The organism is Bradyrhizobium sp. HKCCYLRH1030 (assembly GCF_051168395.1).
In the GTDB taxonomy this organism is placed as follows: Bacteria; Pseudomonadota; Alphaproteobacteria; order Rhizobiales; family Xanthobacteraceae; genus Bradyrhizobium.
Map to the genome: position 1 here is coordinate 604,410 of NZ_JBNPUY010000002.1, position 15,407 is coordinate 619,816.

Below are 15,407 nucleotides of genomic sequence, written 5' to 3' on the forward strand. Positions count from 1 at the left end.
TATACCCCTACAGGGTATAGGTTTCAAGAGGCTGAGCGATGTCGGAAACCAGACACGAGCATGGCGTCGCGGCGGGCGGCGAGGGCGGATGCGGCTGTGGATCGCGCGCGCGCGCGGTGGAAACCGGACACGAACAGGCATCCGCGGACAGTTGTTGCAGCGATCGTGCCGGCGCGGCGCCCGCCAGCGCTTCGGGCGCCTGCTGCGGCGGCTCGGACCCCGCCGCGCCTGAACCAGCGAAGGCAACGGATCCGGTCTGCGGCATGTCGGTCGATCCCGTGACCTCGAAGCATCGCTTCGAGCATCAGGGACAGACCTTCCATTTCTGCTCCGCCGGCTGCCGCACCAAGTTCGCCGCCGATCCCGCCAAGTATCTCGCGACGGCCGCAGCGCCTGCAGCCGCTCAGTCATGCTGTGGCGGTCATGACCACCATGAGCATGACCCGGCAACGGTCATCGATCCCGTCTGCGGCATGAGCGTCGATCCTGCGACCTCGACACATCGTTTCGACCATCAGGGTCACACCTTCCATTTCTGCTCGGCCGGCTGCCGCACCAAGTTCGCGGCCGAGCCGGACAAGTATCTCGGCGAACGCGAGCCGCCGCCGGAGATGCCGGCAGGCACGATCTACACCTGCCCGATGCATCCCGAGATCCGTCAGGAAGGCCCAGGCACCTGCCCGATCTGCGGCATGGCGCTGGAGCCCGACGTCATCAGCCTCGACGATGCGCCCAATCCCGAGCTCGCCGACATGAGCAGGCGGTTCTGGATCGGCGCTGTGCTGTCGGCACCCGTTGTCGTGCTCGAGATGGGCGGCCACCTCGTCGGCGGCCACGGCCTGATCGATCCCGTGCTGTCGAACTGGATCCAGTTCGCGCTGGCGACGCCGGTCGTGCTGTGGGCCGGCTGGCCGTTCTTCATGCGCGGCTGGCAGTCGGTCCAGACCCGCAATCTCAACATGTTCACCTTGATCGCGATGGGCACGGGCGTCGCCTATGTCTACAGCGTGATCGCGACCGTCGCGCCGCAGGCGTTTCCGCCGGCGTTCCGTGGCCATGGCGGCGCGGTGGCGGTGTATTTCGAGGCGGCCTCGGTCATCACCATTCTCGTCCTGCTCGGCCAGGTGCTGGAGCTGCGCGCGCGCGAGGCAACGTCGGGCGCGATCAAGGCGCTGTTGCAGCTCGCGCCCAAAACAGCGCGCCGCCTCGATGCCGACGGCAACGATCATGAGGTGGAGATCGCCGAGCTCGCGGTCGGCGATCGCCTGCGTGTGCGCCCGGGCGAGAAGGTGCCGGTCGACGGCATCATTCTCGAAGGCCGCTCGTCGCTCGACGAATCGCTCGTCACCGGCGAGTCGATGCCGGTGACCAAGGACGAGGGCGAGCGCGTCATCGCGGGCACCCTGAACCAGACCGGCAGCTTCGTGATGCGCGCCGACAAGGTCGGCCGCGAGACGCTGCTGTCGCAGATCGTGCAGATGGTCGCCGATGCGCAGCGCTCGCGCGCGCCGATCCAGCGCCTCGCCGACCAGGTCGCGGGCTGGTTCGTGCCGATGGTGATCGCTGCTGCCATTGCCGCCTTCGTCGCGTGGTACGCGTTCGGTCCCGAGCCGCGCTTCGCCTTCGGCCTCGTCGCCGCCGTGAGCGTGCTGATCATCGCCTGTCCCTGCGCGCTCGGTCTTGCGACGCCGATGTCGATCATGGTCGGGGTCGGTCGCGGCGCCCAGGCCGGCGTGCTGATCAAGAGCGCCGAGGCGCTGGAGCGGATGGAGAAGGTCGATACGCTGGTCGTCGACAAGACCGGCACCCTGACCGAGGGCAAGCCGAAGGTGACGGCGATCGTCACCGCTCAAGGCTTCGACGAGGCCGACGCGCTGCGGCTGGCCGCCAGCGTCGAGCGCGCCAGCGAGCATCCGCTGGCCGAGGCCATCGTCCGGCATGCCGCGGAGCGCAACATCAAGCTCGCCGACGTCAAGAACTTCGACGCGCCGACCGGCAAGGGCGCGCGCGGCGAGGTCGACGGCAAGGCCATCGTACTCGGCAATGCGACCTATCTCGCCTCGCTCGGCATCATCACTGATACGCTCGGCGTCGAGAGCAAGCGGCTGCGCGAAGAGGGCGCCACCGTGATCACGATGGCCGTCGACGGCAAGCCGTCTGCGCTGTTTGCGGTCGCCGATCCGGTCAAGGCGTCGACGCCGGAGGCGCTGAAGGCACTCGCGGCCGACGGCATCAAGGTGATCATGCTGACCGGCGACAACCGCACCACGGCCACCGCGGTCGCGCGCAGGATCGGCATCACCGAGGTCGAGGCCGAGGTGCTGCCCGAGCAGAAGAGCGCCGTGGTCGCGCGTCTGCGCGCCAGCGGCAAGATCGTCGCGATGGCCGGCGACGGCGTCAACGATGCGCCGGCGCTCGCCGCGGCCGACGTCGGCATCGCCATGGGCACCGGCACCGACGTGGCGATGGAGAGCGCCGGCATCACGCTGCTGCAGGGCGACCTCGGCGGTATCGCGCGGGCGCGAAAACTGTCGGCGGCGACGATGCGCAACATCCGCCAGAACCTGTTCTTCGCGTTCATCTACAACGCCGCCGGCATCCCGATCGCCGCCGGCATCCTCTATCCCCTGTTCGGCATCCTGCTGTCGCCGATCATCGCAGCGGCGGCGATGTCGCTGTCGTCGGTCAGCGTGGTCGGCAACGCGCTGCGGCTGCGGGCGACCGATCTTTGATACGATGCCGGCGGACTTGCCGAAGCCCGCCGGCATGTCTACCTCTGCCGCGGGCTTTGCAGCGAGGGACCCCGCCATGATCGACGCCGCCATCAAGGCGATTTCGCAGATTCTGTCGCCGCCGATGCGCTCGATCCTGTGGCGCTCGATCGGGCTGGCGCTGGTGCTGGTCACGGTGCTCGCGATCGGGCTGCAGCGGCTCCTGACCTGGCTCGCGACTGCCGGCGAGGGCTGGGCGGAGGCCATGCTCGGGCCGAACTCGCACGGCACGCTCGAGGTGCTGACCTGGATCATCTCGATCGCCGCCGGCTTCGGCGTCGTGTTCGGCGGCATCATGCTGATGCCGGCAATCACCTCGGTGATCGCGAGCCTGTTCGTCGACGACGTCGCGGACCTTGTCGAGCGCGAGCATTATCCGGCCGAGCGCCCCGGCGTCGCCCTGCCATTCGGCGTCGCCATCATCGAGGGCCTCAAGGCCGCCTGCCTCACCATCCTGGTCTATCTGGTCGCCCTGCCCTTCGTGTTCCTGGCCGGCGCCGGCTTCGTGATCTTCTTCCTCGCCACCGCGTGGCTGCTCGGCCGCGAATATTTCGAGCTCGCCGCGATGCGCTTCCGGCCGCCGGCGGAGGCCAAGGCGATGCGGCGCGACAATGCGATCACGGTGTTCACCGCGGGGCTGATCATCGCGGCCTTCGTCACCATCCCGATCGTGAACCTGGCGACGCCGCTGTTCGGCATGGCCTTCATGGTCCACCTGCACAAGCGCCTATCCGGACCGCGGCCCGAGCTGATCGAGCCGTCGCCGGAGCGCCGGCTGCGCAGCCTCTAGCGCCATCATCCGCGGCGACAGGCTCGCCGCCTTGCTGCGGGCGAAGGGGATCAGCAGGAAGCCGAGCAGCGCGACACCAGCGAGCAGCGACCAGGCCTCGTTGACGCACAGCGCCAGCGAGGCCTTCTCCACCAGCGGCCGGACATAGGCGATCGCCTGCTCCTCCGAGATGCCGCGCGGCCGGTTGCGCAGCAGCTCCGGCGCGAGCCCGATTGCCTTGGCCGCCGCGGTATCGCCGGCCAGCAGGCGGTCGCGAAACGCCTGGGCATGCATGGCGACGCGGCCATAGATGATGGTGTCGATCAGCGCGATGCCGATGGCGCCGCCGAGATTACGCATCAGGTTGAACAGCCCGCTGGCGTCGGCGACCTCGGCCTGTGGCAGGTCGCCGAGCGCGATCCGCGTCGGCGGCAGCAGGCAGAACATGATGCCGACGCCGCGCACCACCTGCGGCCAGAACATCTCCTGATAGTCGGCGGTCGGCGGCTGGAACGCGCTCGCGGCCAGACCGGAGCCGAACAGCACGAAACCGAACGCCGTCAGGAGACGCGCGTCGACCTTGCCGTCCAGCGCCGTCACCAGCGGAGCGGCGATCAGTTGCGCCACGCCGGTGACCAGCATGATCTTGCCGATCTCGAACGCATCGTGGCCGCGCACGAAGGCGAGGAACACCGGCATCAGATACACCGAGCCGAACAGCCCGATGCCCAGACAGAAGCTCGACAGGCAGCCGAGCGTGAACGACCGCCGCTGAAAGCTGCCGAGCCGCAGGATCGGATGCGGTGAGGTCAGCAGGCGCTGGACGAGCAAGGTGAGGCACGACGCGCTCAGCACCAGGAACGCGATGCAGTTCGACGACAGCCAGCCGCCCTTCGGCGCCTCCTTCAGCCCGAGCTCGAGGCTGGCCAGGGACACTGCGAGCAGCAGCAGCGCAAACAGGTCGAGCTTGTCGAGCTCCGCGAGGTCCATGCGCTGCTTCGGCAGCAGGCCGGGCGTCGCCAGCGCGGCGACGAGGCCGGGCGCGATGTTGATCAGGAACAGCCAGGGCCACGACCAGGTGTTGGTGATGAAGCCGCCGACGACCGGGCCGATGGTCGGCGCGAGCACCGCGACCACGCCGCCGATCGTCGTCGCGACCGCGTGCAGGCGCGGTGGAAACAGCAGGAACACGGCGGAGAACACGACCGGAATCAAGAGACCACCGAAGAAGCCCTGCAGCACGCGGAACGCCAGCAGCGTGTGAAAATCGCCGCTGAACGCGCAACCGAGCGAGGCGGCGGTGAAGATGCCGACGGCGCCGACGAACAGCCAGCGCAACGTGAACACCCGCGTGAGCAGCCCGGTGAGCGGAATGGCGATGATCTCGGCGATCAGATACGCCGTCTGGATCCAGCTCATCGCCTCCGGCGTGATGCCGAGCGCCTCCTGGATGGTCGGCAGCGACGTCGCCACCACCTGGATGTCCAGGATCGCCATGAACATGCCGACGCACATCAGGATGAAGCCGAGCCAGGTGGCGAGGCTCGGACGATCCTGCGGCGCGGCCGATGCGCTCATGCGGTCTGGCCGCCGCCGATGCCGGTGAGTGCTTCCGATTCGGCGCGGATGCGGATGAACAGCACCGCCGCATTCAGGCCGGAGAAGATCAGGGCGATCAGTGGCAGATGCAGCGCCAGCGGCAGCAGCGCGATCTCGGCTGCGACCACCAGATAGTTCGGATGCGAGATGTAACGATAGGGACCATCGGTGACGAGGGGCGCCCCCGGCAGGATGATGATGCGCGTCGTCCAGCGCGGACCGAGCGTCGCCAGCACCCACCAGCGCAGCCCCTGCAGCAGCACGAAGCCGCTCAAGAGCCACGGGTCGACCTCCTGGTCGGCGCCGAGCAGCCACAGCGATACCAGCCAGGCCGCATGCATCGAGATCATCAGCGGATAATGATCCGCCCCGACCTCAACCGCGCCCATGGCGCGCAGGCGCTTGGTGTTGTGGCGGGCGAGCACGAGCTCGCCGAGCCGCTGCATGGTGACGAGGGCGAGGACGAAGGCGGCGAAGGTCATGCGGCGTGCCTCAATGAAACGCAGCTTGCGGTGAACCCAGGTCCGAGCGCAGTCAGCACCGAGCGCGGCGGCAAGCCCCGGGCTCGGGCGCGCTCCAGCACGAACAGCACCGTCGGCGCGGACATGTTGCCGTAGTCGGCGATGATCTCGCGCTCATGGTCCAGCGTGCCCTGATCCAGCGACAGCGCGCGCTCCAGCGCCGTGATCACCTTGGCGCCGCCGGGATGGCAGACGAAGCGGTCGACGTCGGCAGGCGCGAGCTTCATCCGCTCCAGGATCTCGTTGACCGCCGGGCCCATGTTCTCGGTGACGAAGTCCGGAATGGTGCGCTGGAAGATCACGCCAAAACCTTCGGGATCGACGCTCCAGCCCATGATGTCGAGCGTATCGGGCCACAGCTTCTCGCCGGTCGCCTCGACGCGGATAGCGCCGCCATCGCCGGCGCGCAGGATCGCGGCCGCCGCGCCATCGCCGAACAGGCTCAGCGCGACGATGTTGGCCTTCGTCAACTCATCATGGCGGACAGCCAGTGTGCACAGTTCGAAGGTCACCAGCAGCACGTTGGTGCCGGGCCGGGCCTGCGCCAGGCGCGCGGCGATCGACAGGCCCGAGACGCCGCCGGCGCAGCCGAGCCCGAACACCGGCACGCGCGACACGTCCGCGCGAAAACCCAGGCGGCCGGCGACGCGCGCTTCCAAGGTCGGCGTCGCGATACCCGTCGAGCTCACGGTGACGATGGTGTCGATGTCGGCGGCGTTGAGATCGGCCTGCGCAAGCGCCTTGTTCGCCGCGTCGACGAACAGCGCCTCGGCGCCTTCGAGATAGGCTTCGGTGCGCTCCGGCCAGCCGCGCCGCTCCATGTACCATTCGATCGGCTTGACGCCGTAGCGCTGGCGGATGCCGGTGTTGGCGAACAGGCTCGCCATCGTGTCGAACTGCGGAAAGCGCGGCGCCAGCACCACGCGGGCGGCCTCCATCACTTCGTTCTGGCGAAACTGATGCGGTGGCACCGAGGTCGCGAGCGACACGAGTGCGGCAGTGTTGTCCATGCGGCTGATCCTTCAACGTCCCGGCGCAGAAAGGTCCGAGAACGCGGGAATCGTCACGCGCCACTCACATCGCCCCGGATTACGGGTGTCATCTTATGTCCAATGCGGGCGGCGATGTGGCCCGGCCATGGTGAGACGGCGTCGCGCCGTGACACAATAGTGACTGTCAAACGCGTTCTCAGGCGAAACCGTTCGTCACACACAACGTATCAGGCGGTCTTCTCCGGCCAGCGGCAGAGGTCCTTGATCAGGCACAGCTCGCAGCGCGGCTTGCGCGCCAGGCACGTGTAGCGGCCGTGCAGGATCAGCCAGTGATGGGCATGCAGCATGAACTCGGCCGGGATCGCCTTCTCCAGCCCGAGCTCGACCTCGAGCGGCGTCTTGCCGGGTGCCAGCCCGGTGCGGTTGCCGACGCGGAACACATGGGTGTCGACCGCCATCGTGTGCTCGCCGAACGCCATGTTGAGCACGACGTTCGCGGTCTTGCGGCCGGCACCGGGCAGCGACTCGAGCTCGGCGCGCGTACGCGGCACCTCGCTGCCGAACTCGCTGATCAGCTTTTGCGACAGCGCGATCACGTTCCTGGCCTTGGTGCGGTAGAGGCCGACGGTCTTGATGTAGTCGCGGAGTTTGTCCTCGCCGAGCGCGATCATCTTCTGCGGCGTGTCGGCGACGGCGAACAGCGGCCGCGTCGCCTTGTTGACGCCGGCGTCGGTCGCCTGCGCCGACAGCACCACGGCCACCAGCAAGGTGTAGGGGTTGAGGTGCTCGAGCTCGCCCTTCGGCTCGGGATTGGCCTGAGCGAAGCGGCTGAAGGCCTCGCGGATCTCGGCCGGCGTCCAGGGCCTGGCCGCCTTCAACGCTGTCTTGACCGGCCGGGCAGGGCTCTTCAGCTTGGCCGTCGGAGCCTTCTTGGCGGCCCGTTTCGAGGCGGCCTTGAGGGCTGACTTGGGAGCGGCCTTGGGAGCGGCCTTCTTCAAGGGGCTGCGAACCGGCGCCGGCTTGGCGCGTTGGGGGCGGGTGATTTTGGCCATGATCCGGGTATACTGAGGCCCCATGACGCCAGGCAATGCTTTTGCGTATCAGGAGACCGGCACTGACGCCGCTGATCCCGAGCTGTTTTCGGCCCGGCTGACGCCGCATCGCTCGCTCAGCCGCACCGGCTTTCTGGTGCTGATGGTCGTGGTCTGCGCCATCAGCTTCATCGGCGGCATCGCCTCGCTCTTGATGGGCGCCTGGCCGGTGCTCGGCTTCTTCGGCCTGGATGCGCTCGCGATCTACTGGGCCTTCAAGGTCAACTTCCGCCGCGCCAACGCCTATGAGGACGTCTCGATCACCCTGACCGAGCTGCGCCTGCGCCGCGTCAGCCACAAGGGCCACGTCATGGAATGGCGCTTCAACCCGCTCTGGGTGCGGCTCGACCAGGAGACCCACGAGGAGTTCGGTATCGAGCGCCTCTACCTGGTGGCGCGCGGCCAGCGCGTCGCCATCGCGAGCTTTTTGGGCCCGGAGGAGAAAGCCAGTTTTGCGAAGGCCCTCACGGCCGGGCTGCAGGCCGCGAAGCGCGGGCCGGTGTACAACCCGCTGTAGCGCGTCCAAGGGCACTGACTGCGGGCAGCTCTACCCAGGCGAAAGCGCCGCTAACACCCTCCGGCGTCGTTCCGGGGCGCGCGCAGCGCGAGCCCGGAACCCATACCCACAGGACCTTGTGTGGGGCACGCGGGTAGTGGGCATCTCGCCTCACACGTCTTCTCGTGGTTATGGATTCCGGGCTCATCGCTGCGCGATGCCCCGGAATGACGGAGCAAGCCGGGAAACTCCTGTTTCAAGCCGAAGCCGATCGCAACGCCCCTAGCCTCCCGATCGGAAATCGGGTGGAGTCCGCGCCCCGGCCGCCCTACATCCGGATCATGATGACCCTCGCCATTCACGATTCCGCCCTGGCCAAGCCGGGCCCGCAACAATCGGCCGCGCTGCGCGACTACGATGCGGTGCGCCGCGCGATCGCGTTCATCTCCGAGCACTGGCGCCGGCAGCCGACCATCGAGGACATGGCCGACGCCGCCAGCCTCACGCCCGACGAGTTGCACCATCTGTTCCGGCGCTGGGCCGGGCTGACGCCGAAGGCGTTCATGCAGGCACTGACGCTCGATCACGCCAAGGGCCTGCTGAAGAGCTCAGCCAGCGTGCTCGACGCCGCGCTCGACTCGGGGCTTTCAGGCCCCGGCCGGCTGCACGATCTGTTCGTCACCCATGAAGCGATGTCGCCCGGCGAATGGAAGACCGGCGGCGCCGGCACCACGCTTCGTTACGGCTTCCACCCCTGCCCGTTCGGCATCGCGCTGGTGATGGCCACCCCGCGTGGCCTCGCCGGCCTCGCCTTCGCCGACCCCGGCGAGGAGGCTGGCGCGCTCGCCGACATGAAGAGCCGCTGGCCCCGCGCCACCTATATCGAAGACGTCCCCGGCACCGCCGGCCTCGCCCAGCGCATCTTCGACAAGACCCTGTGGCGGCCCGACCAGCCCTTGCGCGTCGTCCTGATCGGCACCGACTTCGAGGTCCGCGTCTGGGAAACCCTGCTCAAGATCCCCATGGGCCGCGCCGTCTGCTACTCGGACATCGCGACACGGCTGGAGTCGCCGAAAGCCTCGCGCGCCGTGGGCGCGGCGGTCGGCAAGAACCCGATCTCGTTCGTGGTGCCGTGCCATCGCGCGCTCGGCAAGACCGGCGCGCTGACGGGCTATCATTGGGGGCTGACCCGGAAGCAGGCGATGATCGGGTGGGAGGCCGGGCAGGTGGGGATGGGGTAGAGCGGCGAGGCCGCTGCTACTCTCGCTGTCACCGTCCGCGAACGCTGACGATCCAGTAAACACCGACGTCTCGAGTCTCGCGACCGTCACGGCGTACTGGATGCCCCGCCTTCGCGGGGCATGACGACTGAGAAACTACGCAGCTTTTCGTACGACACGAATTCCAGTCAGGCGCCACTCTCTCCGCTGTCATTCCGGGGCGTGCGCAACACGAGCCCGGAATCCATCGCATGGCAGATCGTGGCGGTTGCGCTGCGCGAACGTCGCCAACTTTCGATGATGCCGACGGCAGGCGCCGCGATCTCAGTCTCACCCTCCCCTGGAGGGGGAGGGTCGATCGCGCGCGAAGCGGGCGAGCGGGGTGGGGTGAGCCGCGGAAACCGGTGCAAGTGGAGAGATCACCCCACCCCGGCACACATGCGCTCCGCGCATCTGAGCCGACCCTCCCCTCCAGGGGAGGGTGACAGCGGGGCTCACCTCGGCTGCTCTCAATTCTCTGCCCTTGAGAACGGGCAGAGGGAGCGCAGCGTCGATACGGCGGGGGCTGGGCTTCAACTCATGGGGATGCGATCACCCATGAGCAGTGGAATCTGGCGACGGTCCTAGCCCGCCAGGTCCAGCTTCGACTCGACCGTCGAGTCGGCGTTCAGGCGGTAGATGATCGGCACGCCGGTCGCCAGTTCGCGCTTCAGGATGCCTTCGGGCGTCAGCTTTTCCAGCACCATGATCAGGGCGCGGAGCGAGTTGCCGTGGGCGGCGACCAGGGTGCGCTGGCCGCGGAGGACGCCCGGGAGAATTTCTTGGACGTAGTAGGGCAGCGCGCGGGCCAGCGTGTCCTTGAGGCTCTCGCCGCCGGGCGGCGGGACGTCGTAGGAGCGGCGCCAGATGTGGACCTGCTCCTCGCCCCATCTGGCGCGGGCGTCGTCCTTGTTGAGGCCCGAGAGGTCACCATAGTCGCGCTCGTTGAGCGCGAGGTTCTTGGCTATCGGCAGGCCGGTCTGGCCGAGCTCGGTCAGGATCAGGTCGAGCGTGTGCTGGGCGCGCGTCAGCACCGAGGTGAAGGCGACGTCGAAGACCAGCCCCTGCGCCTTCAGCTTGCGCCCGGCCTCCCTGGCCTCGGCGACGCCCTGCTCGGTCAGGTCCGGGTCCTTCCAGCCGGTGAACAGGTTCTTCAGATTCCACTCGCTCTGGCCGTGGCGCACCAGCACCAGGAGACGTTCGCTCATCAGTTCGCTTCCATCGACGTTGAACTAGAAAAGGTCCTTGAGGCCGAGCACGTCGTCCATCGTGTAGTAGCCCGGCGGCTTGCCATGCGCCCACAGCGCCGCCTTCAGCGCGCCATGGGCGAAGATCATGCGGTCCTCGGCCTGGTGCGACAGCACCAGCCGCTCCGAGGGTCCGGCGAAGATGACGCTGTGATCGCCCGCCGCCGTGCCGCCGCGCAGCGAGGCGAAGCCGATGTCGCCGCTGCGGCGCTCGCCAGTGATGCCGTCGCGACCGCGCGCGGAATGCTCATCGAGCGTGATGCCGCGGCCTTCGGCGGCGGCGCGTCCGAGCATCAGCGCCGTGCCCGAGGGCGCGTCGACCTTGTGCTTATGGTGCATCTCGAGGATCTCGATGTCGAAGCCGGCATCGAGCGACTTCGCCACCTGCTTGACCAGCGCCGCCAGCAGGTTGACGCCGAGGCTCATATTGCCGGACTGCACGACGATGGCGCGCTTGGTGACGCTCCTGATGACGGCGTCGTCCGACGCGGACAGGCCGGTGGTGCCGACGACGTGGACGATGCCGCGCTGGGCGGCGATGGCGACATTGGCGATGGTCGCGGCCGGGACGGTGAAATCGAGGATGCCGTCGGCCTCGGCGGACATGCTCCAGAGGTCGCCCGACAGCTTGATGCCGTTGGCGGGCAGGCCGGCGAGGGCGCCGGAGTCCTTGCCGATCAGCTCCGAGCCGGGGGCTTCGAGCGCGCCCGCCAGCACGGCGCCGTCGGTCTCGGCGATCGCGCGCACCAGGGCGCGGCCCATGCGGCCGCCGGCTCCGGCAACGATCAAGCGCATCTTGGACATGTCAACTCCTCTGCCCCTTCAAGGGCTATAGCCGGGGCTGATAGCGGCGGCAACCGAGCGAGGCCAGGTCGCGGGTGGCCGGGGCGGGCGGCGATCAGGGCTGCGGGCCGTCATAGCCCTCGATGATCACCAAGTCGCCTTGCGAATGCGGCGCGCGCATCGCCACCAGCCGCTGGTATTCAGGGGAATTGTAGCACGCCAGCGCGGTCGCGTAGTCCTTGAACTCGATCACGACGTTGCGCGAGCGCGAGGTGCCTTCCTTGGTCTCGTACTGGCCGCCACGGACCAGGAATTTGGCGCCGTACTGGTGGAACACGGCGCCGTTCTGCGCGACGTAGTCCTTGTAGCCGTCCATGTTGTGTACGTCGATCCGCGCGATCCAATAGGCCTTGGGCATCCCTGTCGTCTCCTTGCACTCTGGCGCGCTTGCTCAAGCTCGGTTGGTCTTGCCGACCAGCGCGACGGCGCTGGCGATGTCGGCGACGATGCTCTCGGCGGCCGCTGCCGGATCGGCGGCGCCGGTGACGGGACGGCCGACGACGAGGCGGTCGGCGCCGCCGGCGATCGCCAGCGCCGGGGTCATGATGCGCTTCTGGTCGCCAACGTCCGATCCCGCCGGGCGGATCCCGGGGGTCACGAGCTGCATATCAGGGCCGACCAGCGGGCGGATGAGCTGGGTCTCCTCCGGCGACAGGATCAGGCCGTGGATGCCGATCTCCTTGGCCTGCCTGGCGCGGTGCGCCACGAGTTCCTTGACACCCATGGCGTAGCCGGCGGCGGCGAGGTCAGCATCGTCGTAGGAGGTCATGACGGTGACGGCGAGCAGCTCGAGGCTGGAGCCGGCAGCGCCGGCGAGCGCCGCCTTCATGCTCTGGGAGAAGCCGTGCACGGTGAGGAAGCGCGCGCCGAGCCTGGCGATCTGCCGGGTGGCGCGCTCGACGGTGTTCGGGATGTCGTGCAGCTTGAGGTCCATGAACACGTGCTTGCCCTCGGCCGCGAGCCGTTCGGCGAGACCGAGGCCGCCGGCATAGGTCAGCTCCATGCCGATCTTGTAGAACGTCACGGCGTCGCCGAGCTGTGCGATCATGGCTTCGGCCTCCGCCACGCTCGGCAAATCGAGCGCCACGATCAGGCGGTCGCGGGGAGCAATCTCAGTCGGCATGTCACCTCACATCGTATGTTGCGCTGTTGCGACCAGCTCCCGCACCAGCGCGTCGAGCGCCGTGATGTCGGCGGGCAGTTTGAGCCGGTCCATGTCGTTGTAGGCCTTGTCTGCGAAGGCCAACGCAAGCTGGCTCGGGATCACCGTCGCGTTGCAGGCCGTCAGCATCAGCCGCAACGCGGCAAGGGCGCGGATGCCGCCAAAGCGGTTCTCGGAGGCGGCGGCGATCGCAAACGGCCTGTTGCGGAACACCGCGCCGCGGCTGCCCGGCGGCTCGTCGACGCGCGAGATCCAGGTGATGGCGTTGGTCAGCAGCGGCGGCACCGAGGCGTTGTATTCCGGCGTCACCAGCAGCACGGCATGATGGACGCCGATCATGCGCGTCAGATTCACGGCGTGAAGCGGAATGCCCGATTGCGCCTCTAGGTCGGCGTCGTAGATCGGCAGCGGGAAGTCGGCGAGCGAGATGCGGGTGATGTCGGCGCCGGCCTGCACGAACTGATAGGCGGCGGCCGCGGCGAGCTTCGCGTTGTGCGAGCCGGCTCGCGTCGAACCGGGGATGATGAGCATCTTCAGCGCGGACATCGTGAGGTCGGTCAACGACCCGCCACGAAGGATCGCGGCCGCCGGTCAGGGCTTGCGATACACCCAGACGCGCGCTGGCGGAAGATTCATCCAGATGCGCTCGGAGGCCTGCGTGGTAACGCCGGGCAGCGACTTCGGAATCGGCGGCACGACGGAATAGGTGAACTGCACGAACGGCGCATTCGGCGACATCGCCGCGAACGCATCGCGGATCAGCTTCATGCGGGTCAGCATCGGCTTGGTCACGAGCGGCAGGCCGGAGACGACGGCCGAGGCCGGGGCACCGAGCACGTTCCAGAGCGTGTCGCGAAGGCGATAGGCGTCGCCCTGGACCACCTTGGCCTGCGGGTAGCGGTCGCGCAGCAGGGCGCAGAAGCCCGGATTGTACTCGACCAGCACCAGCCGCTTCTGATCGACGCCATGTTCGACCAGCGCATTGGTGATCGCGCCGGTGCCCGGTCCGAGCTCGATGACGGGGCCTGTCCCGTGCGGATCGACGTACTGCGCCATGGTGCGGGCCAGCAGTCGGCCCGACGGCATGACGGCGCCCATGTGCAGCGGCTTTTCGATCCATGAGCGGAGGAAGCGCACTTCGTCGTCCAGACGGAGAGGCTTTTTCGACGCACGCACGGACGTTTGCAGGGGCATCTCAGTACCAGACGGGACCGTCTTCACGGCGATGTCAGAAAAGAGTCACAAAGACGTATAGGGCGCAGGCGGGGCGGTCAAGCCGAACCGTAACGTACGATTAAGGCTGGCGGGTCCGCGCTCTTACAGTTGCATTCGATAATTTTTTGCATGTGCGGAGCAGCAAATTCGCTCGACATCGACATTCCGATGCCGTTCAGCGAAAGCATGCGGCCCCGCGGTTCTGCACTCACGGCTCAGCTCGCCGCCTTGCCGAAGAAGTCCTTGACCTTGGTGAAGAAGCCGGCGGCCTCGGGCTGGGTTGCTCCCGAGGACAGCTTCTCGAACTCGGCCAGCAATTCCTGCTGCTTCTTGGTCAGGTTCTGCGGCGTCTCGACAACGATCTGGACATACATGTCGCCGGTCTGGCGCGAGCGCAGCACCGGCATGCCCTTGGCCGCGATCCGGAACCGGCGCCCGGACTGCGCACCGGCGGGAATCTTCACCTTGGTCTTGCCCTTGTCGATCGTGGGCACCTCGAACTCGCCGCCGAGCGCCGCGGTCACCATCGAGATCGGCACCCGGCAGTGCAGGTCGGCGCCGTCGCGCTGGAAGAACTCGTGAGCCGTCAACGACAGGAAGATGTAGAGATCGCCCGGCGGCCCGCCGCGCAGGCCCGCCTCACCCTCGCCGGCGAGACGGATGCGGGTGCCGTCCTCGACGCCCTGGGGAATGTTGACGGACAGCGTGCGGTCACGGGTGACACGGCCCGAGCCGGAGCATGACGGACAGGGGTCCTCGATCATCTGGCCGCGGCCGTGACAGCCGGGGCAGGTCCGCTCCAGGGTGAAGAAGCCCTGCGCCTGCCGCACGCGGCCGGCGCCGCCGCACATCGCGCAGGTCTTCGGCTTGGTGCCGGCCTTGGCGCCGGTGCCGGAGCAGGATTCGCAGGTCACCGAGACCGGAATTTCGATCTGTGCGGTCTTGCCCTGGAACGCCTCTTCCAAGGTGATTTCCATGTTGTAGCGCAGATCGGCGCCGCGCTCGCGTCCGGTGCCGCCGCGGCGCTGCCCGGCCATGCCGAACAGGTCTTCGAAGATGTCGGAGAACGAGGAGGCGAAACCGGCGCCGAAGCCGTGCGCCCCGCCCATGCCGCCCTGCTCGAAGGCGGCGTGGCCATAGCGGTCGTAGGCGGCGCGCTTGTCGGCGTCGCGCAGCACCTCATAGGCCTCGTTGATTTCCTTGAATTTCACTTCGCTGGAGGCATCGCCCGGATTCTTGTCCGGATGCCACTTCATGGCCAGCTTGCGGAAGGCGGCCTTGAGTTTGCTCTCGTCGGCGTCGCGCTCGACTTCCAGGGTCTCGTAGTAGCAGCGCTTGGTGGACATCAATCAAACCCGCCCGAACTTCGCCCAACAGGAACGGCTGGCGCGATCGCCGCGCGCGTTCCGGGTCAATGAAAATGACCCCCATCCAACGAGCCG

Annotated in this window: 16 protein-coding genes; 4 read left to right on the plus strand and 12 right to left on the minus strand. The window is 67.9% G+C overall.

Annotated features, from left to right (window positions below):
* Positions 1–7 precede the first annotated feature (7 nt).
* A complete protein-coding gene (locus tag ACQR1E_RS08125; RefSeq protein ID WP_434896888.1) occupies positions 8–265 on the minus strand; it encodes a hypothetical protein in 258 nt (85 codons plus the stop codon).
* Between ACQR1E_RS08125 and ACQR1E_RS08130 the strand changes: the two genes are divergently transcribed.
* A complete protein-coding gene (locus ACQR1E_RS08130; protein WP_434896889.1) occupies positions 264–2,732 on the plus strand; it encodes a heavy metal translocating P-type ATPase in 2,469 nt (822 codons plus the stop codon). The two genes, ACQR1E_RS08125 and ACQR1E_RS08130, sit on opposite strands and share 2 nt — an antisense overlap.
* 76 nt (positions 2,733–2,808) lie before the next feature.
* Positions 2,809–3,561, plus strand: a complete 753-nt coding sequence (locus ACQR1E_RS08135; protein WP_434896890.1) for a sulfate transporter family protein — start codon at positions 2,809–2,811, stop codon at positions 3,559–3,561.
* Here the strand turns inward: ACQR1E_RS08135 and ACQR1E_RS08140 are convergent.
* The 4 genes from ACQR1E_RS08140 to nth all read right to left on the minus strand — a co-directional run bounded on the left by ACQR1E_RS08140 (position 3,499) and on the right by nth (position 7,704).
* Complete coding sequence (locus ACQR1E_RS08140; protein WP_434896891.1) at positions 3,499–5,118, minus strand: DHA2 family efflux MFS transporter permease subunit; 1,620 nt, start codon at positions 5,116–5,118, stop codon at positions 3,499–3,501. The genes ACQR1E_RS08135 and ACQR1E_RS08140 overlap by 63 nt on opposite strands.
* Positions 5,115–5,621: an isoprenylcysteine carboxyl methyltransferase family protein gene (locus tag ACQR1E_RS08145; protein WP_315716838.1), complete on the minus strand. Its 507-nt coding sequence runs from the start codon at positions 5,619–5,621 to the stop codon at positions 5,115–5,117. The genes ACQR1E_RS08140 and ACQR1E_RS08145 overlap by 4 nt, the downstream gene beginning before the upstream one ends.
* Positions 5,618–6,670, minus strand: a complete 1,053-nt coding sequence (locus ACQR1E_RS08150) for a type III polyketide synthase (protein WP_315750493.1) — start codon at positions 6,668–6,670, stop codon at positions 5,618–5,620. The genes ACQR1E_RS08145 and ACQR1E_RS08150 overlap by 4 nt, the downstream gene beginning before the upstream one ends.
* 209 nt (positions 6,671–6,879) lie before the next feature.
* On the minus strand, positions 6,880–7,704 hold the full coding sequence (gene nth, locus ACQR1E_RS08155; RefSeq protein ID WP_434896892.1) for an endonuclease III: 825 nt from the start codon (positions 7,702–7,704) through the stop codon (positions 6,880–6,882).
* Positions 7,705–7,726: 22 nt separating this feature from the next.
* Between nth and ACQR1E_RS08160 the strand changes: the two genes are divergently transcribed.
* Together ACQR1E_RS08160 and ACQR1E_RS08165 are read left to right on the plus strand one after the other, a co-directional pair.
* Positions 7,727–8,260, plus strand: a complete 534-nt coding sequence (locus ACQR1E_RS08160; RefSeq protein WP_316193793.1) for a DUF2244 domain-containing protein — start codon at positions 7,727–7,729, stop codon at positions 8,258–8,260.
* A gap of 320 nt (positions 8,261–8,580) precedes the next feature.
* Positions 8,581–9,480 (plus strand): bifunctional helix-turn-helix domain-containing protein/methylated-DNA--[protein]-cysteine S-methyltransferase, encoded by a 900-nt coding sequence (locus ACQR1E_RS08165; protein ID WP_315750496.1) that lies wholly within the window; start codon positions 8,581–8,583, stop codon positions 9,478–9,480.
* 602 nt (positions 9,481–10,082) lie between these two features.
* Here ACQR1E_RS08165 and ACQR1E_RS08170 read toward each other — a convergent pair.
* The 7 genes from ACQR1E_RS08170 to dnaJ all read right to left on the minus strand — a co-directional run bounded on the left by ACQR1E_RS08170 (position 10,083) and on the right by dnaJ (position 15,311).
* Positions 10,083–10,706 carry a 2,3-bisphosphoglycerate-dependent phosphoglycerate mutase gene (locus tag ACQR1E_RS08170; RefSeq protein ID WP_434896893.1) on the minus strand — a complete coding sequence of 208 codons (624 nt, stop codon included), beginning with the start codon at positions 10,704–10,706 and terminating at the stop codon, positions 10,083–10,085.
* A 24-nt stretch (positions 10,707–10,730) separates the two neighbouring features.
* Positions 10,731–11,549, minus strand: coding sequence for a 4-hydroxy-tetrahydrodipicolinate reductase (dapB, locus tag ACQR1E_RS08175; protein WP_316191524.1), 819 nt, complete (start codon positions 11,547–11,549; stop codon positions 10,731–10,733).
* A 94-nt stretch (positions 11,550–11,643) separates the two neighbouring features.
* Entirely contained in the window at positions 11,644–11,946 is a 303-nt protein-coding gene (locus tag ACQR1E_RS08180) for a DUF1330 domain-containing protein (protein WP_315716832.1), read from the minus strand.
* A gap of 33 nt (positions 11,947–11,979) precedes the next feature.
* Complete coding sequence (gene pyrF / locus ACQR1E_RS08185; protein ID WP_316186448.1) at positions 11,980–12,711, minus strand: orotidine-5'-phosphate decarboxylase; 732 nt, start codon at positions 12,709–12,711, stop codon at positions 11,980–11,982.
* Positions 12,712–12,717: 6 nt separating this feature from the next.
* Entirely contained in the window at positions 12,718–13,296 is a 579-nt protein-coding gene (locus ACQR1E_RS08190) for an NADPH-dependent FMN reductase (protein ID WP_316186447.1), read from the minus strand.
* A gap of 45 nt (positions 13,297–13,341) precedes the next feature.
* Positions 13,342–13,944 (minus strand): class I SAM-dependent methyltransferase, encoded by a 603-nt coding sequence (locus tag ACQR1E_RS08195; protein ID WP_315716829.1) that lies wholly within the window; start codon positions 13,942–13,944, stop codon positions 13,342–13,344.
* 236 nt (positions 13,945–14,180) lie between these two features.
* Positions 14,181–15,311: a molecular chaperone DnaJ gene (dnaJ, locus tag ACQR1E_RS08200; RefSeq protein ID WP_315716828.1), complete on the minus strand. Its 1,131-nt coding sequence runs from the start codon at positions 15,309–15,311 to the stop codon at positions 14,181–14,183.
* Positions 15,312–15,407 lie beyond the last annotated feature (96 nt).